The sequence below is a fragment of the Aeromonas sp. Y289-2 genome (assembly GCF_027705925.1).
In the GTDB taxonomy this organism is placed as follows: Bacteria; Pseudomonadota; Gammaproteobacteria; order Enterobacterales; family Aeromonadaceae; genus Aeromonas; species Aeromonas veronii.
This window is the reverse complement of the sequence record NZ_JAPDCH010000002.1, coordinates 418,301-445,139: the sequence shown is the minus strand read 5'-3', so window position 1 is coordinate 445,139 and position 26,839 is coordinate 418,301. Positions and strand designations below refer to the sequence as shown.

Sequence of the window (26,839 nt, the reverse complement as noted above, 5' to 3'; positions counted from 1 at the left end):
TTTTCAATATTTGGCATCCTGTCTTCAGCGCTGCAAAGTTGCACCATTTACGGCATACCTTGCCACTCATCGCCGAAAATTCAGCTCCTTCGCTACTTTAAAGAAGTTTCTACTGGTCTTACCTGAGTAAATCTCTTTGCTTTTTATTTAACAAGGTATTTACATCTAGGTGTCACCAGCATCGGTGACGCTCACAACGGCAAGGAGCCAGTTATGACCCATGTCGACATCCCTTTCCTTCGTTACCTCGATGCGGAAGGGTGCCCGGTCGCCACCTTACCGACCTGGCTGGACAAGGCGATACTGCACACTTTCTACCGCAATATGGTGATGGTGCGCAGCTATGACAAAAAAGCGATTGCGCTGCAACGAACCGGCAAACTCGGTACTTTTCCCTCCCATCTCGGCGCAGAAGCCGTGGGGATTGGCATTGGTCTGGCCATGCAGCCGCAGGATGTCTACGTCCCCTACTATCGGGACATGCCCACCCTCTATGTGCGGGGCGTACCGATGGAGAAAAACCTGCAATATTGGGGCGGGGACGAGCGGGGCAGTTATTTTCTTAAACCCGATGGGAATCCCTCTGAAGATCTCCCCATCTGCGTCCCCATCGCCACCCAGATCACCCACGCCTGCGGTATTGCCTCGGCCTTCAAACTGCGTAATCAACCGCGGGTTGCCGTAGTCACTATCGGCGACGGCGGCACCTCCAAGGGGGATTTTCTGGAGGGGCTCAACTGCGCCGGGGTATGGCACCTGCCCATGGTCATCATCGTCAACAACAACCAGTGGGCCATCTCGGTGCCACGCAAGCTGCAATCGAGCGCTCCTACGCTGGCCCAGAAGGGGATTGGCGCAGGGGTGCGCAGCCTGCAGGTGGATGGCAACGATGTGGTGGCGGTCTACGATGCCGCCCGCAGTGCCGTCGAACGGGCACGCAGCGGCAAGGGGCCGACTTTGATCGAGGCGGTCAGTTATCGTCTCGGCGATCACACCACGGCCGACGATGCCACTCGCTATCGCGACGGGGCCGAGGTCGAGGCCGCCTGGGCCAAGGAGCCGGTCAAGCGGCTGCGCCAGTTTATGCATAGCAAAGGGTGGTGGGATGAAGAGCAGGAGCAGAGCCTGCTGGCGGAGGCTACCCGAGAGGTAGAGCAGGCGGTTGCCCGTTATGAGGCGATGGCGCCCCAGCCGCCGGAGGCGATGCTCGATTATCACTACGCCAGCCTGCCCGCCGAACTCTTGCCCCAGCGCGAGCGAGTGATTGCCAAGGGGATGAAGCAGGAGGTGGGCCATGAGTGAGATCAGTTTGCTGGAAGCGGTCAACATGGCCCTTCACTACGAGATGGAGCACGACCCGGATGTGGTGGTGCTGGGCGAGGATGTGGGGGTCAACGGCGGGGTGTTTCGCGCCACCGTGGGCCTGCGCGACAAGTTCGGTTTCAAGCGGGTGATCGACACGCCGCTGGCCGAGGGATTGATCGCCGGGGTGGCGGTCGGCATGGCGACCCAGGGGCTCAAGCCGGTGGCTGAGTTCCAGTTTCAGGGTTTCATCTTCCCCGGGATGGAGCAGATCATCTGTCAGGCGGCGCGGATGCGAAACCGCACCCGTGGCCGCCTCTCCTGTCCTCTCGTCTATCGCTCCCCGTATGGTGCTGGCATTCACTCGCCTGAACATCACAGCGAGAGTGTCGAGGCGCTGTTTGCCCATATTCCGGGGCTGCGGGTGGTTATCCCCTCCAGCCCGAGACGAGCCTATGGCCTGCTGCTCTCGGCCATCCGCGATCCGGATCCCGTGATGTTTTTCGAACCGGATCGCATCTATCGCTCGATGAAATCCGAGGTGGTGGATGACGGTGTCGGCTTGCCGCTGGATGTCTGCTTCACCCTGCGCCCGGGCCGGGATATCACGATAGTGGCTTGGGGGGCCTGCATTCAGGAGGTGATGCGGGCGGCGAACCTGCTGGCCGAGCAGGATATCCAGTGCGAGGTGCTGGATCTGGCCACCATCAAGCCGTTGGATATGGAGACCATCCTCACCTCGGTACGCAAGACCGGCCGGTTGCTGGTGGTGCATGAGGCGTGTGGCAGCTTCGGGGTCGGGGCCGAAATTGTGGCGCGGGTGACCGAGCAGGCGCTTCCCAGCCTCAAGGCGCCGCCCAAGCGGCTGACCGGCGTGGATGCCGCCGTCCCCTACTATCGCAACGAAGCGTATTACCTCATCACCGAGCAGGATATCGCCGATGCCGCTCACCAGCTGATGGAGAACCAGTGGCTATGAAATTTTTCAAATTACCGGATCTGGGTGAAGGGTTGGCCGAAGCCGAGATCGTCGAGTGGAAGGTGAGTGCCGGTGATACCGTTGCGGTCGATCAGGTGCTCTTGTCGGTGGAAACGGCCAAGGCGCTGGTGGACGTACCCTCTCCGGTGGCCGGGGTGATTGCCCGTCTCTGCGGCGCCGAGGGAGATATCCTCCATATCGGTGCGCCGCTGGTGGAGTTCGAGGGGGGCGAAGATGATGGAACTGTGGTGGGCAAGGTGAGCGCCCATCAGCAGCATATCGAGGATCACTTCGTGGTAGGGGCCATTGCCCCGGGGGGATCGCTGGTGCAAGCCATGCCTGCGGTGCGACTGTTGGCACAAAAACTGGGTCTGGATATCGACCGGATCAAGGGAAGTGGCAGCGGCGGCATGGTGACCGAGCTGGATGTGCAGCAGGCATTCGAGGCCCAGCAGAGCAGTGGCAACGAATTCCTCAAAGGGTCGCGCAGGGCCATGGCCAAGGCGATGGAGCTCTCTCATCAGACTGTGGTGCCGGTCAGCATCACCGACGAGGTGGATTTGCGTCATTGGCGCCCTGATGAAGATGTGACGGTGCGCCTTATCAAGGCCATTGGCGTGGCGTGCCGCGCCGAGCCCTCGATGAACGCCTGGTTTGATGGTGAAACCCTGTCACGGCGGCTGTTCGAAGAGGTCAATGTAGCCATCGCGGTGGATTCAAAGCATGGCCTTTATGTGCCGGTGATGGAGAACGTGGCCGAGCGGGAGGGGGCAGATATCCGGCAGGGGCTGGATCGGATGATCGCCGATGTGAAGGCGCGCGCCGTGCCCCGCGAGATGTTGCAGGGGGCGACCATTACGCTCACCAACTTCGGCGCCATCGCAGGCCGCTATGCCAGCCCCATCGTCACGCCGCCGCAGGTAGCCATCATAGGGGCAGGCAAATTGTTCGAAAAAGTGGTTTTCATCCATGGTGAAGCGCGTCCCGTCAGGGCATTGCCGCTGTCGATGACATTTGACCACAGAGCCTGCACCGGCGGCGAGGCGGCTCGTTTTCTCAGAGCGCTGGTCGAAGCGTTGGAAGCGGCCACCTTATAACGGTTTGTGCCCTGCCGTTGGCAGAGCACAAATTTGTTTGCGTAATCTACAAAGCCACGTATAATCCAAACCAGCTTGAAAGGGCGATAGTTATGTCAATGAATACGATGTTTCACATCTTGTCCTGTTGTTCATAAGTTAATCCCGTTTTTTGAGCTTTACCCGCTGAAAAGCATAAGTAATTATTTTGAATACAGGTTTAAAAGATATGTCTAACATGATCACCGGTACCGTTAAGTTTTTCAACGAAACCAAAGGTTTTGGCTTCATCCAGCAAGAAAACGGCCCGGACGTTTTCGTTCACTTCAGCGCCATTCAAGGTAACGGTTTCCGTACCCTGGCTGAAGGTCAGCGCGTACAGTTCTCTGTGACCCAAGGTCAGAAAGGCCCGCAGGCTGAGAACGTAACCGCTCTGTAATTCTTACAGAATTTAAGAAAGCCGTGGTACCTCTGGTGCCACGGCTTTTTGTTTATATGGCTTCTGCTACTGACTCCCATGTGCTGAATCATGCTGCTATCGCTCCTGCTTGCTGCCACCTTGACTCCGTCGTCCGATGCGCCGGTACCGGTTCAATCCGCGATGGAAGCGCAGGTGATCTGCCAGCAGTTTGTCCAGGTCCGAATAGGTGATGCGCTGCAATCCGATGAGGTAAATGCGCGACTGGTGCCTGAAAGGGAGGGGGAGTGGCTGGTGGATGGCAAAGTAAAAGGACCCGAAGGTCCTTTTCTGTTTGCCTGTCATCTTCACCAAGGGGAGCGCTGGGAGCTACTCAACTTTTCGCTCTGGGCACCACAGCCGGTCAAAGCGGTTTGAGTGCGACCAACAGATGTTGCAGGTGTTCAACCATGGTCATGCCAAACGGGGTGAGATAGCCGCCATCTTCTGCGCTGATGAGCCCCTGTTGATGCAGACGGGCTGCCGCCTGGCACAACTCTTCAGACATATCGCTGCGTAATTTAATCCCCAGACTCATGTTGGCCGGATCAAAGCATGCCAGTATTTTCAAATCGTTCACGAATTCGTTAGAAACCTGGTCGATCCCAATCATGGATTTACTCCTTACGCTAAAGATGTATGCAAACTAGCATCCCCGGATCCACTTTAGTGGGCGCTGGCTCAAATTATTGATCTTTGACTGGATGCTGCGTTTCAAATGCTGTTTTTTTCGGCGTAATCAGATGGTTGGCTGACAGCTTCGCCAAGGGCCGAGCCGGACCAAACGTGGTAGGATAGGGCACTTCTTTATATCGGACGGTCTATTGGTGGCTGTTCGCCCTGTTCAAGGTATCGCTCATGGTCAAGATCACTCTGGTATCCCTGCTGCATTCACTTTGTACCCGCTTTCCGGTTTACCCCGCTGCTTCGTTGACGTCCCTGTTGGATGCCCATCAGGGCGAGGTATGGTTGCCTGCACGCAAGGGGGCCGACATTGCACTGTTGCGCAAGCATGCCAATGGGGCTCATGAGCTGGCGTCACTCGATGCGGGCTGGTGTGATTTTGCCGTCAGCGACAGCGGTGATACACCCGAGCTGGATGCACTGGCCAACTACGACAGCGAGATGATGGATAACCTGCTGATGTACTGGCACACCGCCGCCAAGATCAACAGCCCGATCACCGATAACCTGTTCGAGTTGCGCCGCGAAGTGGTGAATGAGGCCCACGGCGCCAAACTCGCTGCCGCCTGGGAGCAGCAGCAACAGCTGCGTTTTGAGCAGCTGATGGCGATGGCGGCCAATGGCCGGGATCTGCTCTGCTTTGTCGAGGTGGAGTCCGCCTACTGGCTGCGGCAAAAGCTAAGCGAGCAGCCTGATGTGGAGCTGATCACCCCTGCGCTGTAAAAGGGGCAATATGATGGCTGGCGGTCTCGCTATCGAGGAGGCTGCTCTATCCTTATTTGCGTCATTGTCCTCCCCATCCGGTGCCAAGGGGCTGCAAGCTGGACAAGCTGACGACAAGATGTGAACATGGCGCCCTTTATCGAGAGAGAGACTTGGCCAATGAGCTATGAACTGAGCGACACCGAGCGCAATGCCGCGCTGCAACTGAACGCTGATTACCGTTACGATCACTTCATCAGCAAGCTGGTCGAGCATGAAGAGCTGTTCGTCCTGACTGACGAGCATGGCGTCATGATGCTGACCACCGACGATGAAGATTGCATCCCGGTATGGCCGCACCCGGAGTACGCCAAGGCGTGGGCCGAAGGTGAGTGGGCCGATTGCAAGCCGCAGTCCATCACCCTGAAGGTGTGGCTGGAGCGCTGGGTTGACGGTATGGAGCAGGACGAGCTGTGTGTTGCCGTGTTCCCGACCCCGGATCAGGAAGGCATCGTACTGGAGCCGGCTGACGTGGCTGACGCCATTGCCGAGAAGCAGGCAAAACGCGGCTGATCACCGCTCGATTCGCAACACAGGTTGCAACAAAGACCCCGCTATCTGGCGGGGTCTTTGTTTTAGGTCTGTTTGCCAAACGAGTTGTGGCTATCAGGGCTGGCGATAGGTGGTGTCGATGATGGGCTCGGCTGGGAAGGTCTTGCCGCTCTTGATGGCTGCCCTGGTCTCGGATTTTAGCTCTTCATCGAGCCACAGCAGACCGCCATAGCTGTAACCGCTGTTGTCGCCACCGAGGGACCAGTAGAGCTGCTCGCTCTTGGGGGTGGCAGGTACTTTTGGCAGTTTGATCCAGCGCCAGGCTCCTTCCCGGGTGTAGGGCACCTGATAGGCGGGGACGAAGCTCGCCAGCTCATAGAGCCGCTGCTGGATCTGCCGTGACAGGGCCGCCTTTTTGGCAAAGTCGAACTCCTTGTCATACTGCTCCACCAGCGCTGTGATGGCGTCGTCATCGATGTTCATGATGTTGTTGGTCTGGGGTTTGTTGGCGTTGACCTTGTGGAAGAACTCCCAATAGGCGGGATAGCGGCTACCCGCCCAGGCCATCCAGGCGCTCTGGTGCTTTTTCTCCAGCATCGATTTAAAACCGGCCGAGGCATCCATCAGGTTTAGCTCCAGATTAAGCCCCGCCTTCTTGGCCTCTTCCCGCAACAGCGTGAGCCGCTGGGCGTGCTCTGCGGTGGTGTAGGTGATAGCGAGCGTCAGTGACTGCCCCTTGTCGTTTTGCAAAATCCCCTGTGGCCCCACTTTGTTAAAGCCTGCCTTGGCAAAGTATTCCCGTGCCAGTTTGGGATCGAACGGACGGGCCTTGATCTCGCTGTTGGTAAACTCACCCTGACCTGAGCCATAACTGTTGAGTCGCTGGTAATCCCCCCGCAGCAGGGTGGTGAGCATCTTGTCGAGGTTGAGGGCATGCTGGATCCCGAGCCGCACATCGAGATTATTCAGCAGCGGATCGGCGGTGTTGAGATAGAGCCCCATTGGCGATTGCGGGGTCTGGTTGTAGAACCAGGTGCGCGCGATATACCCCTTCTCGAACTCGGCGGTGTTGGTCTTGTCGTGCCACCAGTTGGGCATCACCAGCGGGAAGGTGTCGAGATCGCCGCGCAGGAAGTGCTGCCAGGCGATGTTCAGATCCCTGAGCACCTTGATCTCGATCCGCGCAGGATTGAAGCGATGCTGGAAGTAGCGCTCGTCATCCCCCCACCAGGTTTCAATCCGCTTGAAGGTGACCGATTTACCCTTTTTCACCTGATCGATCTGATAGGGGCCGGTGACTGGCAACACCTTCCAGTTGTACTCCTTGACCCAGTTGGCGGTGAGCGTGATGGCGTGGCTCGGCTCCGGGCTGATGGGCAGTGACTCGAGCAAATCCTGGCGGCTCTTTTCGGTACCGCTGGTGATGGCCAGGGTGTGATCATCAAACTTGGTGATATCGGCTATCTGGGTGCTGTAGTAGTTGTTGTTCCAGGGATCGTTGATCTCCTTGCTGCGCATCATCTTGAGGGTAAAGAGCCAGTCATCGGCGGTGACCGGTTGGCCATCTGACCAGCGCGCTTTGGGATTGATGCGAAAATAGAGGGTCTTGTTGTCGGCGCCGAAGGCCCACTCGTTTGCCAGCATCGGCATGGGGTTGCCGGTGACGGGATGAGTGCTCAGCAGTGGCAGGTTGGTTTCCCGCACGTAACCGGCAAAGCCGCCGTTGGAGTCGGGGCCATATTTGCGCAGGGTCAGGGGGAAGCTGGTCATAAAGGTGCGAAAGGTGCCGCCGCGTTTGGCGGCCGGATCGGCATAGAGAGGATCCTGGTTGTTGCTCTCCCACTTCAAGTCGGCAGGCAGCGTGGCACTCCAGCCAAACGGGCTCGAGCACAGGGTCAGGGTGATGGCGGTGGCGCGAATGATAGGGGGGAGGCGGCGCTCCCCGGCGGTGATGGTCGATGGCATGTCCTTGCTCTCCTGAAGTCTGCTTCCTGCAGATCACACACTGGTGATGTCAGTCCCGATGGGGACTGGCTCATCATGAAAATTTTATCCTGTCAGGTCAATGAAATAGCGTGAATTAGCGGGTGGCCTAGGCCGCAACGCAGTGCAGGGTGATCCCCTTGGCCGCGATGGCGGCCCGCATGGGGGCGGGCAGGGCATCGTCGGTAACCAGCACGTTGATCTGACCCGGGGCGCCAAGCTGGCTCGGGTGGATGGCGCCAAATTTGCTGCTGTCGGTGATCACCACATTGGTCATCCCCTTGGCCAGCACGCTGTTGACCACATCGGCCCGCATCATGTCGCGGCCGGTGAAACCCATCTCGGGATGAAAACCGTCGACCCCGATAAAGGCCTTGGAGAAGTGCACCTGCTCGATGCAGAGGCGCGTGAGCGGCCCTACCACGCTCTCGCTCTGATGCTGGAACAGCCCGCCGAGCAGCACCACCTGAGCCGGGGTGTCTTTGAGCAGATGGGCGATATAGCTGCTGATGGTGATGATGGTGACCCGTTTGTGCAGGGCCAGATGGCGCGCCAGCATGGCGTTGGCGCTGCCCCCCTCGATAAAGACCGTCTCGCCATCTTCCACCAGCTGGGCGGCCCGCTCGGCGAGGCGCTCCTTGAGCAGGTAATTGATGTTCATCCGGGCATCCGGGTCATCGGTCTCCAGCGCCATGGCCGAGCCGTGTACCCGTCTGAGCAGTCCCTGCTTCTCCAACGCGGTGAGGTCGTTGCGCACCGTCACCTCAGACACGCCGGTATGTCGGGAGAGTTCACTCACGCTCATCTTGCGAGCCTGATGGACCAGAGTGAGGATCAGTTGGTGGCGTGGATTCATGGTGCGCTCACATGCAAGGTGTTGGATAGCGGCAAGCCACCCGTGGGGTGGCTTGCCAATCATATGACGTCACAGGCGCCATGGGGTGCGCCCCGTCAGAGACTGTGCTCGGTGCGGGCGATGATATCATCTTGCGCATAAGGGGATAAGGCGGTGAAGAAGGCCGAATAGCCCGCTACCCGTACCACCAGATCCCGGTATTGATCCGGATTGGCTTTGGCCGCCAGCAGGGTCTCGCGCGAGACGATGTTGTACTGCACGTGCCACCCCTTGTGCACCTCGAAGAAGGTGCGCAGTAGGCTCATCAGTTTGGCCTTGTCCCGCTCGTTCTCAAGGCTCGCCGGGCTCAGCTTCTGGTTGAGCAGCACCCCGCCGAGGATGGCCGCCGTGGGCAGCTTGCCGATGGAGTTGAACACCGCCGTCGGGCCGAGACGATCCGAACCCGAGGAGGGGCTGGCCCCTTCCGCCAGCGGCGTGCGGGCATGGCGACCATCCGGGGTGGCCATGGTGGCGGCACCGAAGGGCACGTTGGCGGAGATGGAGGAGGTGCCCGCATAGTAGGTACCGCCGATGGGGCCGCGGCCGAAACGGGTGTTGTGCAGCCCCTTGAGCTCGTCGATGTAGCTCTGGTAAGCCTGCACCAGCAGCAGGTCAACCTCGTCCAGATCGTTGCCATATTTGGGGGCGGCGTTGGTGAGGCGCTGGCGCAGCTGCTCCCCCGCCAGTCCGGTAAAATCTTGCTCGAGTGCTTCGGCCAGCTCTTGCTGATCCACAATCCCCTGCTCGAACACCAGTTTCTTCAGGGCTGCCAGACTGTTGCCGAGGTTGGCAATTCCCACCTGCAGACCGGAGACCCAGTCATAGACGGCGCCCCCCTCCTTGATGGTTTTGCCGCGCTCGATGCAGTCATCTACCAGGGTGCTGCAGAGGATATCGTGGGCTTGAGCCTCCAGCACGCTGTCGACTACGCAGTCGATCTCGATGGATTTACGGGTGAAGTAGCGCACCTGCTCATCCCAGCGGGCCATCACCTCGTCAAAGTTGCCAAAGCTCCCGTCTCGCAGCGACTGGGGCTGGGGCAGGAATACCTTGCCGGTGGTGGCATCGCGGCCGCCGTCAAGGGAGGCCAGCAGGATGCGGGCGAAGTTGATAAAGCTCATGCCGGTGCAGCGATAGCCCCACTTGCCGGGCACGGCGGTCTCGATGCAACCGATGGCGGCGTAGTGGTGGGCATCCTCCACGCTTACTCCGAGCTTGATGAACTCGGGGATCACCACTTCGTCGTTGTTGAAGGCGGGCATGCCGAAGCCGCAGCGGATCACCTGAATGCAGGCGTCGAGGAAATCCTCGCTCATCCCGGCATGGTAGCGCACCGAGAGGTTGGGTTGGGTGGATCTCAGCTGGCCGCAGGACTCCAGAATCGCGTAGGAGAGGCCATTGACCGCGTCATGGGCTGCACCATCCCGCCAGTTCTGGCCGCCGATGGTGACGTTCTGATAGAGCGGGCTGCCGGCGGAGGCTTTGGAGTGGGTGCTGGAGCGGATCTTGTTCACCTCCAGCAACTTGAGCCAGCACCCTTGCAGCAGTTCGATGGCGCGCGTCCGAGGCAGGGATTCCGACAATTCCACCTCGCGGCGATACCAGGGGTAGAGGTACTGATCCATCCGGCCGAACGACACCGAGTGACCGTTGGATTCGATCTGCAGGATGAGCTGGATAAAGTAGCAGAGCTGCAGCGCCTGCCAGAAGGTCTCGGGGGGCTGGTGGGCGATGTGGGCGCAGTTGAGCGCGATGGTCTCAAGCTCGTTTCGGCGCTCGGGGCGAGATTCTTGTGCTGCCATATCATGGGCAAGTGCGGCATAGCGCGAGATGTGAGCGCTGACCGCATCCAGAGTGATGGCGACGGCGTGCAGGAACTGCTCGCGCTGCAGATCGGCCCAATCCGCCAAATCCAGCCGACTGCGCCGCTCGGCCACCTTGGCCTTGAAGCCATCGAGCCCCAGCGTGAGCAGTTCCTCATAGTTGACCGCGAGGTGGGCATCCCCCGAGGTCATGTTGCCCTCGGCCTTGATGATGCCGCTCTCCAGCAGCGCTTTCTGCTCGTCGGTAAAGAGGCCGAAGCAGCGATCCTGCACCGTCTGGCCGCGCCAGAAGGGGGTGAGGGTGTGGATGATCGCCTTGTCGGTTTCGCTGACCGCAAAACCGGCGCCGGGACGGTCTGCCAGCTCGTCGATCTCCTTCTCAATCCAGCTCACCGTGTATTCAGGAAACAGCGGCGCCGCCCGTACCTGACTGGCCTGATTGCCGACGATAAGCTCGTCGTGCTTGATCCAGATGGTGCGCTCCTTGAGGTGATGGGCCAACGCCAGAGCGCGGCGCACCGGCAGCGGCCGGGCGAGGTGAGCCTGATAAGCTTCGGTGTAGTGGCGGGCACGCTCGGTGCAGACCGGCGGCTGAACGATGTGGATCAGGCTCTCTTTGTGGGCGCGGATCCGCGGGCTGAGGGTATTGAGGTCGAGCTGGGTCATGATCTTATCCTCTGGTCACAGGGGTCAGCCCCTGACGTTGGGCGTATGCATGGGCAAAGCGGAGTAAATCGGGGTCATCGAGCGGTGTCTCCGGCGCCTGATAGGGCAGATCCAGCAGGGCATATTTGCCCATCCCCAGCGTGTGGTAGGGGAGGAAGTGGATCTCCTGCACGGTGCCGAGGCTGGCGGCGGTGTCGGTGATGGCGCTGATCGATGCGCGGTCGGCATTGAAGCCGGGAATGAGCGGCACCCGGATCTGCATGGCCACGCCGTGCTCGGCCAGGCGTTTGAGGTTCACGATGGGAAGCTCCACCTTGCCGCGGGTCCAGTGGAAGAAACGTTCTTTATCCACGTGTTTGAGATCCGCCAGCACCAGATCCAGTGAGGGGAGACTTGGCTCAATCTGGTGCCAGGGCACATGGAGGCAGCTCTCGACCGCGGTGTGCAGCCCTTCGGCTTTGCAGCGGGCCAGCAAAGCGGCGGCAAAGTCGGGCTGCATAAAAGGCTCGCCACCGGAGAGAGTGACGCCACCGCCGCTGCGCTCGAAGAAGGGGCGATCCCGCAGGATGGTGTCCATCAGGGTGTCCAGGGTTTCATCGCGGCCGCACACCTGCAGCGCTTCGCTTGGGCAGAGGCCGCGCAGCCGTTCCATATCGCCGGCCTTGAGGGCAGAACGGCTGAGCTGGATGCCCTCGCTGTCACGCAAGATTGCCGGACAGGCCTGGCTGCATAGCTGGCATCCCTCGATGCACTGGCGCCGGTCGAGTAGTATGTCCGGCTTGGGAGAGCGGCTTTCCGGGTTTTGACACCAGCGACAGGCCAGCGAGCATCCCTTGAGAAACACCAGGGTGCGAATGCCGGGGCCATCGTGAGTTGAATATCGTTGCAGGTCAAAAATCATACCGCCTCCTTTTGTATTTGCATTCTATTTGCTTTCATTCGAAAGTTGATTTGATTTTGATCAAGCTATTTGCAGATGTTTTATCGCTAGAATGGCGACATATTGAACATCCCGTTAAGGAGTTAGAGATGGAGCTGTATCTCGATACCGCCGATGTGGCGGCAGTGCGTCGCTGGTCACGGATCCTGCCGTTGGCCGGTGTCACCACCAATCCTTCCATTACCGCCGCCGGGGGATTGCCGCTCTGTGAGCTGCTGCCCGCCCTGCGCGACGTGCTGGGCCCCAAGGCGCGCCTGTTTGCCCAGGTGATGGCCAAAACCGAAACCGAGATGGTGCGCGAGGCATTTGCCCTGCGTGAGCTGGACCCGGATCTGGTGATCAAAATCCCGGTATGCGCAGAGGGGCTGGCGGCCATCACGAGCCTGACCGCCAACGGTGTGCCGACTTTGGGCACCGCTGTCTATACCCCGCTGCAGGGTTGGCTGGCGGCGGTGGCGGGGGCGGAATATGTCGCACCTTATGTCAACCGGCTGGATGCCCAGGGGGGCGATGGCATCGCCACCGTGCAGGAGCTGCAACAGCTGCTTGCGCTGCACGCGCCGAACAGCAAGGTGCTGGCGGCGTCATTCCGTACCCCGCGTCAAGCGCTCGACTGCCTGCTGGCGGGTTGCCAGTCCATCACCTTGCCGCTCGATGTGGCGGAGCAGCTGCTGAACGTGCCAGCGGTGGATGCGGCGCTAGCGAAGTTTGATCAGGATTGGCAGCGCGCCTTCGGTCGCTGATCCCGGTGACAAGCTGATTGCAGTGATTGAGGGGGAGGGTGAAGAAGCGCGGGTGATGGGGATTGACCGACTAGACTGGAAAGAGGTGGCCACGTTCGCGGGCCGCCCTGCAGTCTACCGGAGGTATCCCATGAGCGACCATCTGCTACTCCCCCATGGTGAAGATTTGCGTCGTGCGGTGCTTTGGCTCAGCGAGCATCATCAGCACGATATCGCCGCCATTGAAGAGGCCAGCCTGCGTTTTGATCTCTCGCCGCTGGATGAGGAGTTTCTGATCCGGCACTGGCTCGACAGCCAGCGCCAATCATGAATAACTGAGGTGAGAGGTTTAGAAGAAGTTGGCGAGGTTGATGCCAAACTCTTTGGGGTCGACTGTATTCTCGATGCTCTCCTGCACCCCTGACTTGGCCAGATCTAGCCAATGTACGTCGAGGTAGTGACGCTGGGTGGAGTGATAGATCACCTTGACCACCGGCTTGAGCGGCTGCTGCTCGTTGCGCTGCATCACGATAGCCAGGCGCTGGTTTGAGAGCTGTACCAGCGTTCCCACCGGATAGACCCCCATGCACTTGATGAACTTGGTGACCAGTTCGGCATCAAAGTGCTGATTGATCCCCTTGAGCAGAATGCGGAAGGCCTGGGTCGGCTGCATACCTGCTTTGTAGACCCGATCCGCGGTGATGGCATCATAGACATCGACGATGCCGCTCATCCGGGTATAGAGAGAGAGCTGCTCCCCCTTCAGTCGCTGCGGGTAGCCGGAGCCATCGAGCCGCTCGTGGTGGTTGGCGGCCACCTCCAGCATGGTGGGGGTAATGCCAGGGGTATTGCTGAGGATCTCGTAACTGTGCACCACATGCTGACGCATGATGGCGAACTCCTCATCGGTCAGCTTGCCCGGTTTGTGGAGCACCTCGTCCGGGGTCATGATCTTGCCCACGTCGTGCAGCAGGCCACCCAGGGTCAGCTCCTTGAGTACGCTGCGTTCCAGTCCCAGATAGCGGCCGAAGTTGGCCAGCAGAATGGCCACGTTCATGGAGTGCTCCATCAGGTAGGCATCCTTGGCGCGAATACGGGCCAGACAGAGCATGGCATCGCCGTGGGTGAACATGGTGTCCACCATCTCTTCGGCAACTTCGGCCAGCGGGGTGATGTCGATGGGCTCACCCGCTTTGAGGTGGCGAATGAACTTGCCTTGCAGCTCGCGCGCTTCCTGATAGAGGCGTCGGATTTTAAGCTCCCGTCCTTCGCCGTTGGCACTGGCCCGGCGTCCCACCTGGGCGCTGTTGGCATTGAGGTCGGGGGAGGTAACGGCGTCACTTTCGGCACTGCCCGGTTTGCTGCGGGCCAGATCGATGCGTACCGTGAGCACCCCCTGACGCACCAGATTGGCAATTTGCGCCACGCTGGTCACCAAGCCCATCTGGGCGATCTCCATCCCACCTGTCTGGCTGGCGATAGCAATGACATACATGCCGGGTTTCAGCTGGTTGACGGGAATGACGGGATAGGATGCTTGAGACTTCATGAGGGCTTCCTGACTCTTATTATTATGAGTATCGTTCGGATGGGTCACACCGGAGAAGTGTAACATCGGATGACCAGTTCGTCATAATTGGCAACCCCTTAACAGTGGCGTTGTCGCCCCCGCCCGATATAATGACGCCCCTTTACTTGTTGGACTCCGAGGTTGTGAATGCGGCTTGATAAATTTCTGTGCGATTGTTCCGATTTGACCCGCTCGCTGGCAGGCAAACTGATCCGTCAGGGTGAGGTCATGGTGGATGGCATTGTGGTCAAGCAGCCCACCTTTCATATCAATGAGCAGAGCCAGATCGAGTTTGACGGCGTGCTGCTGACGCTGGAGCAGCGCAACCGCTATTTCATGCTGCACAAGCCGGAAGGTTACGTCTGCTCCAACGATGATCCGGATCACCCGACCGTCTTCTTCCTGATGGATGAACCGGCGATGGGCAAGCTGCATGTAGTGGGTCGCCTCGACCTCGATACCACGGGTCTGGTGCTGGTGACCGACGACGGTCAATGGTCCCACCGCATTACCTCGCCGCGCCACGAGTGTGCCAAGACCTATCACGTCTGGCTGGCCGATCCGGTGAGCCCGGATGCAATCGCGCTGTTCGCCGAAGGGGTCTACCTGCGTAACGAGACCGATAAAACTCGTCCTGCCCAGCTGGAAATTCTCGGCGAGTGCGAGGCCCGCCTGACCATTCACGAAGGCAAGTACCATCAGGTCAAGCGGATGTTTGCCTCCATCGGCAACAAGGTCGTTGGCTTGCATCGCGAGCGTGTGGGTGGCTTGACGCTTGACGAAGAGCTGGCACCCGGTGAATACCGCGAGCTGACAGCTGAGGAGATTGCCCTGTTCTGATCAGGGATGGTGCCGGGGGTCAGTGAGTGCTGAAACCCAGCACCAGTGCGGTGCCCAGGGTGGCAATCAGTGCACCCGCCCAGGCGGCAACGGATGGCCGCTCCCCCGAGTGCCACCACAATAGCGGCAGCAGCAGTACCGGCGTGGTAGAGGAGAGAATGGCCACCATGCCCACCTCGCCCTGCCGCAGCGCCATCAGGATCAGCGTCATCCCCAGCCCCATCGCTAGAAAACCGTTGGTGGCAATCATGGCGAGGATATGGCGATTGACTGGTTTGAGCGGCATGGCCAGCGGCAAGCGCCCAAGCCGCAGGACGCAGTGGGCCAGCAGGGCACTGCCCATCCGGATACCCGATGCACTCACCGCATCCACCTCACCACTCATCATCACTGGCTTGGCGATGATGGCTCCCACGCTTTGACACAGTGCCGCCGTCAGGCCAAGGCCAATTCCCAGCGCCAGATTGCCGCGGATCTGCTCCCACTCGTTGCTGCTACTGCGTCTGCCAAACAGGATCGCCAGCATCACGCCGGCAAAGACCAGCATGGCCCCCAGCAGTCGCCAGCCCGTCAGCTGTTCATTAAAGAGCCAGAGCCCAAGCAGGGCGGAAAAGAGCGCATGGCAGGAAAAAAGCAGGGCACTGCGTCTTGGCCCCAGCCGGTTCATGCAGGCAAACAGCGCAGTGTCGCCGACGAAGATACCGACCAGTCCCGAGATGGCGAGAAGGGGCAGGGCGCTTGCGGTGAGGGTTTGCCAGCCGCCAGTGAGCAGACTCATGGTGCCGAGCATCAGGCTGACCAGAAACATGCGCCAGCGGCTGTAGGCAAATGCGCCGAGATGACGGGCCGGTTTGACCGAAATTAGCGCTGCAACTGCCCATAAACTGGCCGATGCGAGGGCCAGCCACTCATAACCCATAAAAACTCCTGAAAAAATTAACCCGAAAGACTCCATCTCCCGGGCAAGCCCGATACAATACGGGGCGTTTTCGGGGATAACAAGAGCGGCATCAGGCATTCATCAGGCGCGCCGTCGGCCTTCCCCTCCTGCAGTGGTTTTATTCGAGGTTTTGTCATGAGGTATGGTTTTTTCCCCAAGCTGGCGCAACGCTGGCTCTCCCCGCTATTGCTTGCCGTGCTGGCAGGGCCCCTGGCCCATGCCACCACCGTTGAGCAGCAGCCTCTGCTGGCCGATCGGCAAACCCTGGTCAAGGGCAACGGTGCCGAGCCGGAGTCGCTGGACCCGGCACTGGTGCGATCCGGTTTTCCGGGGGAGGCGGTACTGGTCGATCTGTTTGAAGGGCTGGTCAGCGATGACGGGCAGGGGCATATCGTCCCCGCTCAGGCACTGCGCTGGGAGGTGAGTGACGATGGGCTGGAGTGGCGTTTTTTCCTGCGCCCTCAACTGAAATGGTCCAATGGCGAGCCGCTGGTGGCCGCTGATTTTGTCTATGCCTGGCGCCGTCTGCTCGATCCGGCCATCAACTCCCCTTCTGCCGGATTGCTGCTGGCAACGGGGATCAACAATGCTCAATCCATCTATGCCGGTGCGCTGGAGCTCGGCAATCTGGGCATTGAAGCGCAAAGCGATCAGATCCTGAAAATCACCCTGGAGCGGCCGGTTCCCTATTTCCTGCAACTCATCAGTCAGCGCCCCTTTGTGCCAGTCAATCAGAAGGCGATAGCCAAATTTGGCAAACAATGGACCGAGCCCGGCAAGCTGGTGAGCAATGGGGCGTATCGTTTGGCAAGCTGGACGCCGAACGAGCGGATAGAAGCCGAGCGCAATATCCACTACTGGGATGACCTTCACACCCGTATCGGACGGGTCACCTACCTTCCTATCAACTCGCAACATGCCGAACGGCTGCGTTATGAGGCTGGTGAAATCCAGCTCACCAACAAGGTCTCCCTCGGCTATTACCAGAAGATGAAGCGCGAATCTCCGGAGCGGCTCTGGGGCTTGCCGCTGTTTGGCACCTATCTCTATGCGTTCAATTTGAAGCGACCCGAACTGCAGGATGTGCGGGTGCGTCAGGCGCTCTCCATGGCGGTTGATCGACAGCAGCTCATTGGATCGGTGAGCGGGCAGGATGAACAGGCGGCATGGTCGCTGTTGCCGGAGATGCCGGGTTACCCCCGGGTGTTATTGCCTGTGGCGCTTGAAGATATGCCAACCCGCCAGGCCAAAGCGGCAGCGTTGTTGTCAGCGGCCGGGTATAACAGTGCCAATCCACTCAAGCTGAGCATTACCTACAACAGCGCAGAAACCCACAAGCAGATGGCGATGGCCATTGCCGCCATGTGGCAGAAGCTGGGGGTACAGGTCACCCTCAACAGTCTGGAGTGGGGCGCCTATCAGGTGGCCAAGGATAGCGGTGATTTCCAGGTAGCCAGAAGCTTCCTGTTTGGCGATTACGTGGAGCCGTCTGCCATGTTGGGCAGCTTCCGTTGTCAGGATCTGCGCAACGAGAGCGGCTACTGCAATCCCGACTTTGATCTGCTGCTGGAGCAGGCGGCCAATACGCTGGACAGCGCGAGCCGTGTTGAACTCTACCGGCATGCCGAACAGTTGCTGCTTGAGGAGGCGCCGATCCTCCCCGTGTATCATTACAATCAGATGAGACTGGTCGATCCCGCGCTGCGAGGGCTGCCCAGCCAGAATTTGAAAGGGACGATTGCCACCAAGGATCTCTATTTCAGCCCGCAGTGAGGAGCATTTCATGAAACTTGCCATCATTTCCGACATCCACGGCAGCATCATTGCGCTGGAGCAGGTGCTGACCCAACTTGAGCCCTGGCAGCCGGATCACTATCTGCTGCTCGGCGATCTGCTCAACCATGGCCCGCGCAATCCTCTGCCGGAAGGGTATAACCCGGCCGCTGTGGCCGATCGGCTCAACGAGTTGGCTCCGCAAATCATCGCGGTGCGGGGCAACTGTGATTCCGAAGTAGATCAGATGCTGTTGCGCTTTCCCATCACCGCCCCCTACAACCAGTTACTGATCGATGAGCGGCGCTGGTTTGTCAGCCATGGCCATCTTTATCGCCCGGACGAGGTACAGCTGCCTGTGGGGAGTCTGTTCCTGAGCGGTCACACCCATGTACCTGTGCTGGAGTGGCAGGGGGAGCGGGTATTGATGAACCCGGGGTCAATCTGTTTCCCGCGCGGTGAGCTGCCGGCCAGTTACGGGTGCTATGAGGACGGGGTACTGCGCGTCAATGCGTGTGAGGACGGGCGAGAGTTGTTGCGACTGGTGCTTTAAAACGGAGAGCAAAAATGCAAGGCCTGATAAGAGATGTCAGGCCTTGATACCGTAGGAGCGGGTGCCAGAGCGAGTGTTGCCCTTGGCGTCATAGGTCAGGCTGTTGCGATCGCGCAGCTGACTCAGAAAGGTTGCCAGACGACGGTTTGATACGATGCTCAATTCAAGCAAGCGACCGTTGATATCATTTTGTGCCTGGCAAGCATCCAGTTTTGCACGAAGTTGCGCCATCTCATCGGGATAGGCTGCCAGCTGCAGTGCCAGTTCCGGCATCTCTGCCAGTGTCTTGTCCAGAGTTTCTATCGCAGCAAGCAACTGCTGTTTGCGCTCGGTCAGTGCGGGCAGGGCCAGTGCCTGATGCTGTTCGAGCAAGCTGAACTCCTCTTCCAGAATGCCTTGCATCTGGCTGAGGTAATCATCTTGGGTGTGCAGTAACGAAGGTAAATCCATCATCCCAGAACTTTGTCCAGATTGGCCTCGAAACTGAACATCTTCTTGGCCACAGCGTCGCTGTTAACCTGATATTCGCCACTCGAGACGGCTTTTTTCAGCCGTTCGACCTTGCTCTCATTGCCGGTTGAGGCGGTATTGAGGTTTTGTTGCATCTTTTGCAATTGTTGCGCCTCACTGGTCAAGGAGACGGAGTCCAGCTTGACAGTAGCCGCTTTGTTTTCGGGCGATGAGGTGACTGACTTGCTGCCTGTCCCCTGGCTATTAGCGGTATTTTGCAACCGATTATTCGCCAAGTTGTTGATATTGTTGATGGCCATTTTAGTTACCTTCGTCTGCTTTAAGGTTTGCTTACCTGTTTATCGGTGCGGCAGATCAAAACTTTAGAAAAAAGTTGTCAAGGATCCGGATTTAAAAAGTGACCGATACGGCACCTACCGAACTGACTTTACCCTCAACGGTTTTGCCGGAGCGAATATTGACGAGTTTGATGATCTCTCCGAAGCTGCCATCTTGCAAGGCTCGGGCCATGGTTTTGATCTGGAAGTTGCTGTTTTCTGCCGTCAGGGTGACCTGATCCCCTTTGCACACGACACAAACCTGGCTCAAACGGATGGGTTGCCCAGGTTTTAGTTCCCGCTTGCTGCGTACTCCGACAAGAGGGGCTGTGTCAGTCAGGTAGTCGCCGCGGATCAGGGTCTGATCCTGATAGGCCAACACCAACTGGCTTTCACTCAGCAGGTCCCCCTTGGCGATGGGGTTGGTCACAGTGACATAGGGCTTTTGAATGCTGACCCGCACCGGGAGATAGACGTCCCAGGGCCTTTCTTCCTCACATTTAAGGTAAACTGTTGTATTACGGCGAATTTCCATTTTTGCTGGTAAGCTGATAGTGAGTAGATCTTCGCAGCGGGTCAGTGGGAGCCGTTCATCCAGTGTGGCAGAGGTGACCTCGGCTCTGGCATCCAACGGAATATCCAGCTGGCTGTAAACGAACTCTTGTGCCTTTTCTTGCAGATAAGTAGTGACGTCCGAGGCGTAGCTGGAAGATATGCTGCCAAAAAAGAGGCTGATGAGTAAAAGTCGGTTAATCATTTTCGCTCGTTGGTCGATAAGTTGTTCACGCATATCACCATATTTAACTATGATTGCTTCAGAATCTGTTCGTTGTCACATCGATAGTCTGACGCAATCCATCACGCATGCATGATTAATGCCAAGCGTTTTTAGGGAGTGTTTATGGCCAGTATCCTGGACTCGGTCAACCAACGTACCCAGCTAGTGGGGCAAAACCGGCTGGAGTTGTTGTTGTTTCGTCTCAATGGACGTCAAAGATTTGGCATCAACGTATTCAAAGTGCGTGAAGTGTTGCAGTGTCCCCCCTTGACCGTGATGCCAAAATTGAACTCCTGCATTCGCGGGGTTGCACATATTCGTGGCCAGACTATCTCGGTCATCGACCTCAGCATGGCGGTTGGCAAACGCCCGATTGATGACCTGAGCAAATGCTTCATTATCATCTCCGAGTACAACCGCTCTATTCAGGGATTTCTGGTGCATTCGGTCGAGCGCATCATCAATATGAACTGGGAATCCATCCTGCCTCCGCCCAAAGGTGCGGGTCGCATCAACTACATGACAGCCGTGACTGAAGTCGACGGCGAGTTGGTCGAAATTCTTGATGTTGAGCGGATATTGAACGAAATTTCGCCGGTTGCAACGGATGTGAGTGAGGAGTTGGTTCAGGCCAGTGTCGACCACCCGACTCTGGGGCGTCCTGTTCTTGTTGCGGATGACTCCTCAGTGGCACGCAAACAGGTACAACGTGCGCTTGAGGCTATCGGTGTCGAGTGCGTGTTGGCAAAAGATGGCCGCGAAGCATTGAACATGCTGCTGGAAATGACCAAAAATGGTCCTATCAAGGATCAGGTTGCGCTGGTTATTTCGGATATCGAAATGCCGGAAATGGATGGCTATACCTTCACTGCCGAGATCCGGAATAATCCCAATCTCAAGGATTTGCATGTTATTCTGCATACCTCGCTCAGTGGAGTATTCAACCAGGCAATGGTGCAGAAAGTTGGTGCGAACAATTTTATCGCCAAGTTCCAGCCTGATGAATTGGCCAAGGCCGTACAAAACGCACTCTAATAAAGAAGAACAGCTGCATGAAGACACTTTCGGACGACTTATACAAACAGTTCAGCAACTTTCTGGCGGTACAGAGCGGAATTGTGCTGGGGGATAACAAACAGTATCTGGTGAAGAGCCGTCTTTCACCTTTGATGGCTCAGTTTGGCATCGAGAGTCTGTCTGATCTGGTTACCCGTGCAATGAGTGTGCGAGAGCGTGACCTGAAAATGGCCGTGGTGGATGCCATGACGACCAACGAGACCCTCTGGTTTCGTGATACCTATCCGTTTCAGCTTCTTACTGACAAGATTTTCCCCGAGTTGGGGAAAAGTGGCCGCCCCATCAAAATCTGGTCAGCCGCATCCTCGTCAGGTCAGGAGCCCTATTCCATTGCCATGACGGCACTGGAGCAGCAGATGAAAAAGCCGGGTACCTTGCCTGGTGGCGTGCAGATTGTCGGGACGGATATTTCGACGACCATGCTCAATCAGTGTAAGGAAGGCGTTTACGATAGCCTTGCTCTGGCACGCGGTTTGTCACCGGAGCGCAAGAAGATGTTTTTTGAGCCTTACGGTGACAACAAGATGCGGGTCGCTGAGCGAGTCAGAAAATTGACCACCTTCCGGCCACTCAACTTGTTGGAGAGTTATAGTCTGCTCGGCAAGTTCGACATTATTTTTTGCCGTAACGTGCTCATCTATTTTGCGCCGGAAGTGAAGTCGAAGATCCTCAACCAGTTTGCTGCCAGTCTCAACCCCGGTGGATATCTGATGTTGGGAGCGTCGGAGTCACTGGCCGGGTTGACCGATCGGTTCGAGATGATCCGCTGCAATCCGGGGATTGTTTACAAGGTAAAATAGGCCTGATCGCCTTGATATTCGGGGTTCTACCGGATATTGCCAGTTCATGTAAAGAGGGAAGCTACGAGCTTCCCTCTTTCTTTATCTACTGCTCGGTCTTTCTATTTACCTACCATATCTCGCCACTGCAAAAGTGGTTAAAACCTTAAGGTGGCCAAATGATGCCGTCTGACTCAGGGCAAGAGATGCTCCTGCCGTTTTCGGTTTGCAATGTGCTCATACCCAAACCATCGATCTGAGTGATTTGCTTATGGCACACCTCTTGCAGACAAAATAAACCAAGCAGGAGGTGTGCTATGGCTCTTTCATTTGACAAGGCATTCGGTGTGCATCAACACACCATAAGCGTTCGCGCCAAGCGTGCTGAGGTGCTTTCCAGCAATATTGCCAACGCAGATACCCCGGGCTTTAAAGCCAGGGATATCAATTTTGCTCAGGCATTGCAGGATGCCCAGTCGCATCAGGGTTTTGGTTTGGCAACGACCAGCGAAAAGCACTTTGCCTTGAATATGGACGCTCCGGGGACCGTGCAATATCGCAACCCGCTGCAACCGGATACCGGTGACGGCAATACAGTCGATGTGCAGCAGGAGCGCAGCGAATTTCTGCGCAATAGCCTCGAGTATCAAACCTCCCTTGAATTTATGAATAGCAAGATCAGTGGCCTGCTAAAGGCCCTGAAAGGAGAGCAGTGATGAGTTTGTTCAAGGTCTTTGACATAGCAGGCTCGGCTATGAGTGCACAGTCAGTGCGCCTCAACACAGTTGCCAGCAACATGGCCAACGCGGACAGCGTCAGCTCCAGTGTGGAAAATACTTACCACGCCAGGCGGCCAGTCTTTGCCGCCCAGCTCGATCAGGCGATGTCTGACAAGCAGGGCTCAGTTGGGGTTGAGGTGAAGGGGATTGTCGAGAGCAAAGCGCCACTGCTTAAAGAGTACAACCCCAACCACCCGATGGCGGATAAAGACGGTTTTATCTTCAAACCAAACGTCAACATGGTTGAAGAGATGGCCGACATGATCAACGCCTCGCGCAGCTACCAGACCAACGTACAGGTTGCAGATTCGGCCAAGAAGATGCTGCAGCAGACGCTCCAGCTTGGCAAGTCCTGATAGGAGGGATGCAGCATGGTCGATACAACCAATAATGTGAACGGCATCAGCCGTACCACGACCCAGACGACAGGCACCACAACGACGCCCAAGAAAGAGCTGGATCAGGCTTCGTTTATGAAGCTGCTAACAATGCAATTGTCTTATCAAGACCCCTTCAAACCTGTTGACAATGCCCAGATGCTCTCCCAAATGGCGTCCATGTCAACTTCGGAGGGGATCAGCAGTTTGTCTACCCAGATGGGGAAACTCAATGACCAGATGATTTCCAGTCAAGCCCTGCAAGCGTCCTCTTTGGTAGGTCAAAATGTGCTACTGCCAAGCAATATAAGCTATTTAGACAAAGAGGGGCCACTATCAGCAGTCGTAGCGGTTGGTACTACTAATAAATATGCGAATATCAAAATCACTATCGAAGACGAAAAAGGACAAGTTATCAAAGAGTTTCCCCTGGAAGGAGAGCAAAAAGGTAACGTTGAAGTTGCTTGGGATGGTACTGACAAGGCTGGTAACCGAGTTTCTGCAGGCAAGTATGTCGTCAAAGCCAGCGGTACTATTGATGGCAAGTCGGAAAATATTGCTGCATACGCTTATGCCAAAGTGGATAGCGTTGCCTTGGGTAATGCCACCAACCCGACTCGCCTCAACTTGAGAGGGCTGGGGAGCGAATATCTGAACAATATTCTGCAAATTTCAGGCACCAATTCAAATCCGACGGTTACACCGTCAAAAACCACGTCGACAGCATCGATCTAAGGAGCTGGATATGTCATTTAACAATGCCTTGAGCGGTGTCAACGCGGCACAAAAAGACTTGAACGTCACCGCCAACAACATTGCCAACGTTAACACCATGGGCTTTAAAGAGTCCCGTGCCGAGTTTGCGGATGTCTACGCCAACTCCATCTTTGTCAATGCCAAGACCCAGGTCGGTAACGGTGTGGCAACCGGCGCGGTTGCCCAGCAGTTCCATCAGGGAGCGCTGCAATTCACCAATAACGCACTGGATCTGGCGATTCAGGGTAATGGCTTCTTTGTGACCTCTGACGGTCTGACCAACCTGGATCGCACCTACACCCGTGCCGGTGCCTTCAAGCTCAATGAAAACAGCTATATGGTCAACAATCAGGGCCATTATCTGCAAGGTTATGAAATTAATACTGATGGTAGCCCGAAAGCAGTTAGTATCAATGCAACCAAGCCGATCCAGATCCCGGATCGTGCAGGTGAACCGGTGAAGACGACTAAAATAGAAGCAAGTTTCAACTTACCTTCAACTTCAACAACCAAACCGCAACCATTCAATCCTTCAACATTTGATCCAAAAGATTCAAAAACGTACTCGTCATCCACCTCTGTGGTTATTTATGATTCTTTGGGAGAACCTCATACTATTACTCAATATTTTGTCAGGGATGCGGATACCGTTGATCCGACCAAACCAGCAGATCCACCTGCTTGGCGCATGTATCTTTATCAGGGTGACAAGCCTATTGATATCGAAAATGGAACCGCCCCGACGATGGCTGCTGGCCTGAACCCAGCACCCAAAGCAGCCCAAATTACCTTTGGGTCTGATGGTAAAATGACGGGAATGATTCCTACTACGCTCAAAACTGAACCACTTGGGACTGTCGGTGTAACTGGTGCGGGCATTATTACTAATGGTGCCGACCCGACTCAGCAGATTGATATCAGTCTTGATTCGGTGACTCAATATGCTTCACCTTTTGAGGTCAGCAAATTGACACAGGATGGTTCTACTGTCGGCCGTTTGACCAAGGTGGAGATCACGCCAGATGGTATTGTGTCTGCAACTTACAGCAACGCCACCACCATCAAGGTAGCGATGGTCGCCATGGCCAAGTTTGCCAACTCACAAGGATTGACTCAGGTTGGTGATACCTCCTGGCGACAATCCCTGCTCTCTGGCGATGCTTTGCCGGGGACACCCAACTCGGGCACGTTTGGCACCATCAAATCTTCGGCGCTGGAGCAGTCCAACGTGGATTTGACCTCCGAGCTGGTGGACCTGATCACTGCCCAGCGTAACTTCCAGGCCAACTCCCGTTCTCTGGAGGTCAACAGTTCGCTGCAGCAGACCATCCTGCAGATCCGTTAATCTCGCAATAAATGATAATGAGAGGGGGCTTGGCCCCCTCTCTGTTTCTGTCGTATTGCCATCTTCCTTATCCCCCCATATTTCTGCTGTTGGCACTCTAATTGCATTTCTCCTGTCAGAGTCATCTGTTTGACGGAGAATTCCATGGATCACCTGCTTTATATCGCCATGTCCGGGGCCAAAGAGACCATGAACAGCCTGGCTGTTCGGGGCAACAACCTCGCGAATGCCAATACCACCGGCTTCAAGTCCGATTTTGAGCAGGCCAGAAGCATGCAGGCGTTCGGTGAAGGCTTGCCAAGCCGGGTGTTTGCCATGGCTGAGCGCCCGGGGCAGAACCTGCAGCATGGCATGCTGATGACCACCGGACGGGATCTGGACGTGGCGGTGGATGGTCCTGGCTGGATTGCCGTGCAGGATCCCAAGGGGGGCGAGGCCTATACCCGCATGGGGAATTTGCAGGTCAATGCGACCGGCAACTTGCAGACCTCGACGGGCCTAAATGTGGTGGATGACGGCGGTCAGCCAATCGTGTTGCCGATGCCGATGGAGAAACTCGAGATCAATCGGGATGGCACCATCAGCGGTCGTCCTGAGGGGGCTGCCGCCAACTTGCCGGAAGATTTTCAGCGGATCAAGTTGGTCAATCCGGCCGCCGATGCGGTGGAGAAGGGGCAAGATGGTCTGTTTCGCCGCAAGGATGGTCAGAATGAACCCGCCTCTGCCAATGTCGGCCTGATTGCCGGCTCCCTTGAGGGGAGCAACGTCAATGTGGTGGATGAGATGACCAACCTGATCCGGCTGCAACGCCAGTTCGAAACCCAGGTCAAAATCATGAAGACGGCCGAAGAGAATGATGAAGCTCAAACCCAACTGCTGCGAATCAGCTAATCAAGGAGTTACCTATGAATCCCGCACTCTGGATCAGCAAGACCGGGTTGGATGCACAGCAGACCAATATCTCGGTCACCTCGAACAACCTGGCGAACGCCAGCACCGTGGGCTTTAAAAAGTCACGGGCCATCTTTGAAGATCTGCTTTATCAAAACATCAATCAGCCCGGTGGCCGCTCCTCTGCCGATACCGAGCTTCCTTCTGGCCTGATGTTGGGGGCGGGTGCCAAGGTGGTGGCGACCCAGAAAAACCACAGCCAGGGTAACGTACAAACCACCGACAACTCGCTCGATTTGATGATCAGTGGTCGTGGTTATTTTGAAATTCAGCTGCCGGATGGCAGTGCGGCCTATACCCGCAACGGTCAGTTCACCCTCAACGATGAAGGGACCATAGTGACCCCGGGTAATGGCTACCCGCTGCAACCGGAAATCCAGATCCCGGAAAACGCCCAGAGCGTTACGGTGGGTGAAGATGGTCAGGTCTCGGTGCAGCTCAAGGGCGATGGCGCTTCTCAGGTCGTCGGTCAGATCAACATCTCCGACTTCGTCAATGCCAGCGGCTTGCAGCCGATGGGGGAGAACATGTTTGTCGAGACCCAATCCAGTGGTGCTGCCGCTCAGGGGACTGCCGGTGCCGATGGCTTGGGGGTGATCAAGCAGGGGATGCTGGAGACTTCCAACGTCAACGTGACCGAAGAGCTGGTGAACCTCATTCAGGCTCAGCGGGTCTACGAGATGAACTCCAAGGTGCTCTCCGCCGTGGACGGCATGATGTCCTTCCTGATCCAGCGTACCTAATTAGGAGGT

General features: G+C 57.1%; 30 protein-coding genes. 20 read left to right on the top strand and 10 right to left on the bottom strand.

Translation table 11 applies throughout. From position 1 onward, the window contains the following. Nucleotides 1-213 precede the first annotated feature (213 nt). The 5 genes from pdhA (at nt 214) to OKC43_RS06340 (ending at nt 4,192) form a co-directional block, all read left to right on the top strand. Nucleotides 214-1,302, top strand: a complete 1,089-nt coding sequence (gene pdhA, locus OKC43_RS06360; RefSeq protein WP_270658345.1) for a pyruvate dehydrogenase (acetyl-transferring) E1 component subunit alpha — start codon at nt 214-216, stop codon at nt 1,300-1,302. Further along, the gene (locus OKC43_RS06355) at nt 1,295-2,281 is read left to right on the top strand and encodes an alpha-ketoacid dehydrogenase subunit beta (RefSeq protein WP_040066143.1); all 987 of its coding nucleotides are present in this window, start codon (nt 1,295-1,297) and stop codon (nt 2,279-2,281) included. The genes pdhA and OKC43_RS06355 overlap by 8 nt, the downstream gene beginning before the upstream one ends. Continuing rightward, nucleotides 2,278-3,378 carry a dihydrolipoamide acetyltransferase family protein gene (locus tag OKC43_RS06350; protein ID WP_270658347.1) on the top strand — a complete coding sequence of 367 codons (1,101 nt, stop codon included), beginning with the start codon at nt 2,278-2,280 and terminating at the stop codon, nt 3,376-3,378. Before OKC43_RS06355 ends, OKC43_RS06350 begins: the two co-directional genes overlap by 4 nt. A gap of 208 nt (nt 3,379-3,586) precedes the next feature. Continuing rightward, nucleotides 3,587-3,796, top strand: a complete 210-nt coding sequence (locus tag OKC43_RS06345; RefSeq protein ID WP_005302803.1) for a cold-shock protein — start codon at nt 3,587-3,589, stop codon at nt 3,794-3,796. 90 nt (nt 3,797-3,886) lie between these two features. Next, the gene (locus OKC43_RS06340) at nt 3,887-4,192 is read left to right on the top strand and encodes a hypothetical protein (RefSeq protein WP_270658348.1); all 306 of its coding nucleotides are present in this window, start codon (nt 3,887-3,889) and stop codon (nt 4,190-4,192) included. Here OKC43_RS06340 and OKC43_RS06335 read toward each other — a convergent pair. After that, nucleotides 4,179-4,427 carry a TIGR02647 family protein gene (locus tag OKC43_RS06335; RefSeq protein WP_005334209.1) on the bottom strand — a complete coding sequence of 83 codons (249 nt, stop codon included), beginning with the start codon at nt 4,425-4,427 and terminating at the stop codon, nt 4,179-4,181. The genes OKC43_RS06340 and OKC43_RS06335 overlap by 14 nt on opposite strands. A 245-nt stretch (nt 4,428-4,672) precedes the next feature. Here OKC43_RS06335 and OKC43_RS06330 point away from each other — a divergent pair, with 245 nt between their 5' ends. Both OKC43_RS06330 and OKC43_RS06325 read left to right on the top strand, forming a co-directional pair. Beyond that, complete coding sequence (locus OKC43_RS06330) at nt 4,673-5,221, top strand: hypothetical protein (protein WP_270658349.1); 549 nt, start codon at nt 4,673-4,675, stop codon at nt 5,219-5,221. A 159-nt stretch (nt 5,222-5,380) separates the two neighbouring features. Beyond that, nucleotides 5,381-5,773, top strand: coding sequence for a DUF2750 domain-containing protein (locus tag OKC43_RS06325; RefSeq protein ID WP_005334204.1), 393 nt, complete (start codon nt 5,381-5,383; stop codon nt 5,771-5,773). A gap of 93 nt (nt 5,774-5,866) precedes the next feature. On the opposite strand, the gene OKC43_RS06320 is transcribed toward OKC43_RS06325, so the two are convergent. The 4 genes from OKC43_RS06320 to OKC43_RS06305 all read right to left on the bottom strand — a co-directional run bounded on the left by OKC43_RS06320 (nt 5,867) and on the right by OKC43_RS06305 (nt 12,020). Further along, a complete protein-coding gene (locus OKC43_RS06320) occupies nt 5,867-7,717 on the bottom strand; it encodes an extracellular solute-binding protein (RefSeq protein WP_270658351.1) in 1,851 nt (616 codons plus the stop codon). A 127-nt stretch (nt 7,718-7,844) separates the two neighbouring features. After that, the gene (locus tag OKC43_RS06315; protein WP_005350628.1) at nt 7,845-8,591 is read right to left on the bottom strand and encodes a DeoR/GlpR family DNA-binding transcription regulator; all 747 of its coding nucleotides are present in this window, start codon (nt 8,589-8,591) and stop codon (nt 7,845-7,847) included. Between the two features lie 95 nt (nt 8,592-8,686). Next, nucleotides 8,687-11,119, bottom strand: a complete 2,433-nt coding sequence (locus tag OKC43_RS06310; protein ID WP_270658353.1) for a formate C-acetyltransferase/glycerol dehydratase family glycyl radical enzyme — start codon at nt 11,117-11,119, stop codon at nt 8,687-8,689. A gap of 4 nt (nt 11,120-11,123) precedes the next feature. Further along, the gene (locus OKC43_RS06305) at nt 11,124-12,020 is read right to left on the bottom strand and encodes a glycyl-radical enzyme activating protein (protein WP_042080205.1); all 897 of its coding nucleotides are present in this window, start codon (nt 12,018-12,020) and stop codon (nt 11,124-11,126) included. Nucleotides 12,021-12,148: 128 nt separating this feature from the next. Here OKC43_RS06305 and fsa point away from each other — a divergent pair, with 128 nt between their 5' ends. Both fsa and OKC43_RS06295 read left to right on the top strand, forming a co-directional pair. Then, on the top strand, nt 12,149-12,802 hold the full coding sequence (fsa, locus tag OKC43_RS06300) for a fructose-6-phosphate aldolase (RefSeq protein WP_270658354.1): 654 nt from the start codon (nt 12,149-12,151) through the stop codon (nt 12,800-12,802). Nucleotides 12,803-12,932: 130 nt separating this feature from the next. Beyond that, nucleotides 12,933-13,112, top strand: a complete 180-nt coding sequence (locus OKC43_RS06295; protein WP_005344504.1) for a hypothetical protein — start codon at nt 12,933-12,935, stop codon at nt 13,110-13,112. 18 nt (nt 13,113-13,130) lie between these two features. Here OKC43_RS06295 and OKC43_RS06290 read toward each other — a convergent pair whose 3' ends face one another. After that, on the bottom strand, nt 13,131-14,330 hold the full coding sequence (locus tag OKC43_RS06290) for an HD-GYP domain-containing protein (RefSeq protein ID WP_270658356.1): 1,200 nt from the start codon (nt 14,328-14,330) through the stop codon (nt 13,131-13,133). A gap of 168 nt (nt 14,331-14,498) precedes the next feature. Between OKC43_RS06290 and rsuA the strand changes: the two genes are divergently transcribed. Then, nucleotides 14,499-15,191 (top strand): 16S rRNA pseudouridine(516) synthase RsuA, encoded by a 693-nt coding sequence (rsuA, locus tag OKC43_RS06285; RefSeq protein ID WP_270658357.1) that lies wholly within the window; start codon nt 14,499-14,501, stop codon nt 15,189-15,191. A 19-nt stretch (nt 15,192-15,210) separates the two neighbouring features. Here the strand turns inward: rsuA and OKC43_RS06280 are convergent, their stop codons facing one another. Beyond that, the gene (locus OKC43_RS06280) at nt 15,211-16,110 is read right to left on the bottom strand and encodes a DMT family transporter (protein WP_115520927.1); all 900 of its coding nucleotides are present in this window, start codon (nt 16,108-16,110) and stop codon (nt 15,211-15,213) included. A 156-nt stretch (nt 16,111-16,266) separates the two neighbouring features. On the opposite strand from OKC43_RS06280, the gene OKC43_RS06275 reads away from it, so the two are divergent. Both OKC43_RS06275 and yfcE read left to right on the top strand, forming a co-directional pair. Further along, nucleotides 16,267-17,904: a peptide ABC transporter substrate-binding protein gene (locus OKC43_RS06275; RefSeq protein WP_270658358.1), complete on the top strand. Its 1,638-nt coding sequence runs from the start codon at nt 16,267-16,269 to the stop codon at nt 17,902-17,904. Nucleotides 17,905-17,914: 10 nt separating this feature from the next. Next, nucleotides 17,915-18,457 carry a phosphodiesterase gene (gene yfcE / locus OKC43_RS06270; protein ID WP_270658359.1) on the top strand — a complete coding sequence of 181 codons (543 nt, stop codon included), beginning with the start codon at nt 17,915-17,917 and terminating at the stop codon, nt 18,455-18,457. A gap of 36 nt (nt 18,458-18,493) precedes the next feature. Here yfcE and OKC43_RS06265 read toward each other — a convergent pair whose 3' ends face one another. The 3 genes from OKC43_RS06265 to flgA all read right to left on the bottom strand — a co-directional run bounded on the left by OKC43_RS06265 (nt 18,494) and on the right by flgA (nt 20,002). Next, a complete protein-coding gene (locus OKC43_RS06265; RefSeq protein ID WP_040066163.1) occupies nt 18,494-18,910 on the bottom strand; it encodes a flagella synthesis protein FlgN in 417 nt (138 codons plus the stop codon). After that, nucleotides 18,907-19,227: a flagellar biosynthesis anti-sigma factor FlgM gene (flgM, locus tag OKC43_RS06260; protein ID WP_115520930.1), complete on the bottom strand. Its 321-nt coding sequence runs from the start codon at nt 19,225-19,227 to the stop codon at nt 18,907-18,909. Before flgM ends, OKC43_RS06265 begins: the two co-directional genes overlap by 4 nt. A gap of 91 nt (nt 19,228-19,318) precedes the next feature. Next, the gene (flgA, locus tag OKC43_RS06255; protein WP_082182337.1) at nt 19,319-20,002 is read right to left on the bottom strand and encodes a flagellar basal body P-ring formation chaperone FlgA; all 684 of its coding nucleotides are present in this window, start codon (nt 20,000-20,002) and stop codon (nt 19,319-19,321) included. Between the two features lie 144 nt (nt 20,003-20,146). Between flgA and OKC43_RS06250 the strand changes: the two genes are divergently transcribed. From OKC43_RS06250 to flgG, 8 genes are all read left to right on the top strand, one after another. Continuing rightward, a complete protein-coding gene (locus tag OKC43_RS06250) occupies nt 20,147-21,058 on the top strand; it encodes a chemotaxis protein CheV (protein WP_005334174.1) in 912 nt (303 codons plus the stop codon). A gap of 17 nt (nt 21,059-21,075) precedes the next feature. Then, nucleotides 21,076-21,900 carry a CheR family methyltransferase gene (locus OKC43_RS06245; protein WP_005350656.1) on the top strand — a complete coding sequence of 275 codons (825 nt, stop codon included), beginning with the start codon at nt 21,076-21,078 and terminating at the stop codon, nt 21,898-21,900. Between the two features lie 296 nt (nt 21,901-22,196). Further along, on the top strand, nt 22,197-22,595 hold the full coding sequence (flgB, locus tag OKC43_RS06240; RefSeq protein WP_257697007.1) for a flagellar basal body rod protein FlgB: 399 nt from the start codon (nt 22,197-22,199) through the stop codon (nt 22,593-22,595). Further along, entirely contained in the window at nt 22,595-23,014 is a 420-nt protein-coding gene (gene flgC / locus OKC43_RS06235) for a flagellar basal body rod protein FlgC (protein ID WP_005350658.1), read from the top strand. Before flgB ends, flgC begins: the two co-directional genes overlap by 1 nt. A 15-nt stretch (nt 23,015-23,029) precedes the next feature. Beyond that, nucleotides 23,030-23,770, top strand: coding sequence for a flagellar hook assembly protein FlgD (locus tag OKC43_RS06230; RefSeq protein ID WP_128836054.1), 741 nt, complete (start codon nt 23,030-23,032; stop codon nt 23,768-23,770). A 10-nt stretch (nt 23,771-23,780) separates the two neighbouring features. Then, complete coding sequence (gene flgE, locus OKC43_RS06225) at nt 23,781-25,136, top strand: flagellar hook protein FlgE (RefSeq protein WP_270658360.1); 1,356 nt, start codon at nt 23,781-23,783, stop codon at nt 25,134-25,136. 144 nt (nt 25,137-25,280) lie between these two features. Further along, nucleotides 25,281-26,027, top strand: coding sequence for a flagellar basal-body rod protein FlgF (flgF, locus tag OKC43_RS06220; RefSeq protein ID WP_005334159.1), 747 nt, complete (start codon nt 25,281-25,283; stop codon nt 26,025-26,027). Nucleotides 26,028-26,041: 14 nt separating this feature from the next. After that, nucleotides 26,042-26,830, top strand: coding sequence for a flagellar basal-body rod protein FlgG (flgG, locus tag OKC43_RS06215; RefSeq protein WP_005334158.1), 789 nt, complete (start codon nt 26,042-26,044; stop codon nt 26,828-26,830). Nucleotides 26,831-26,839 lie beyond the last annotated feature (9 nt).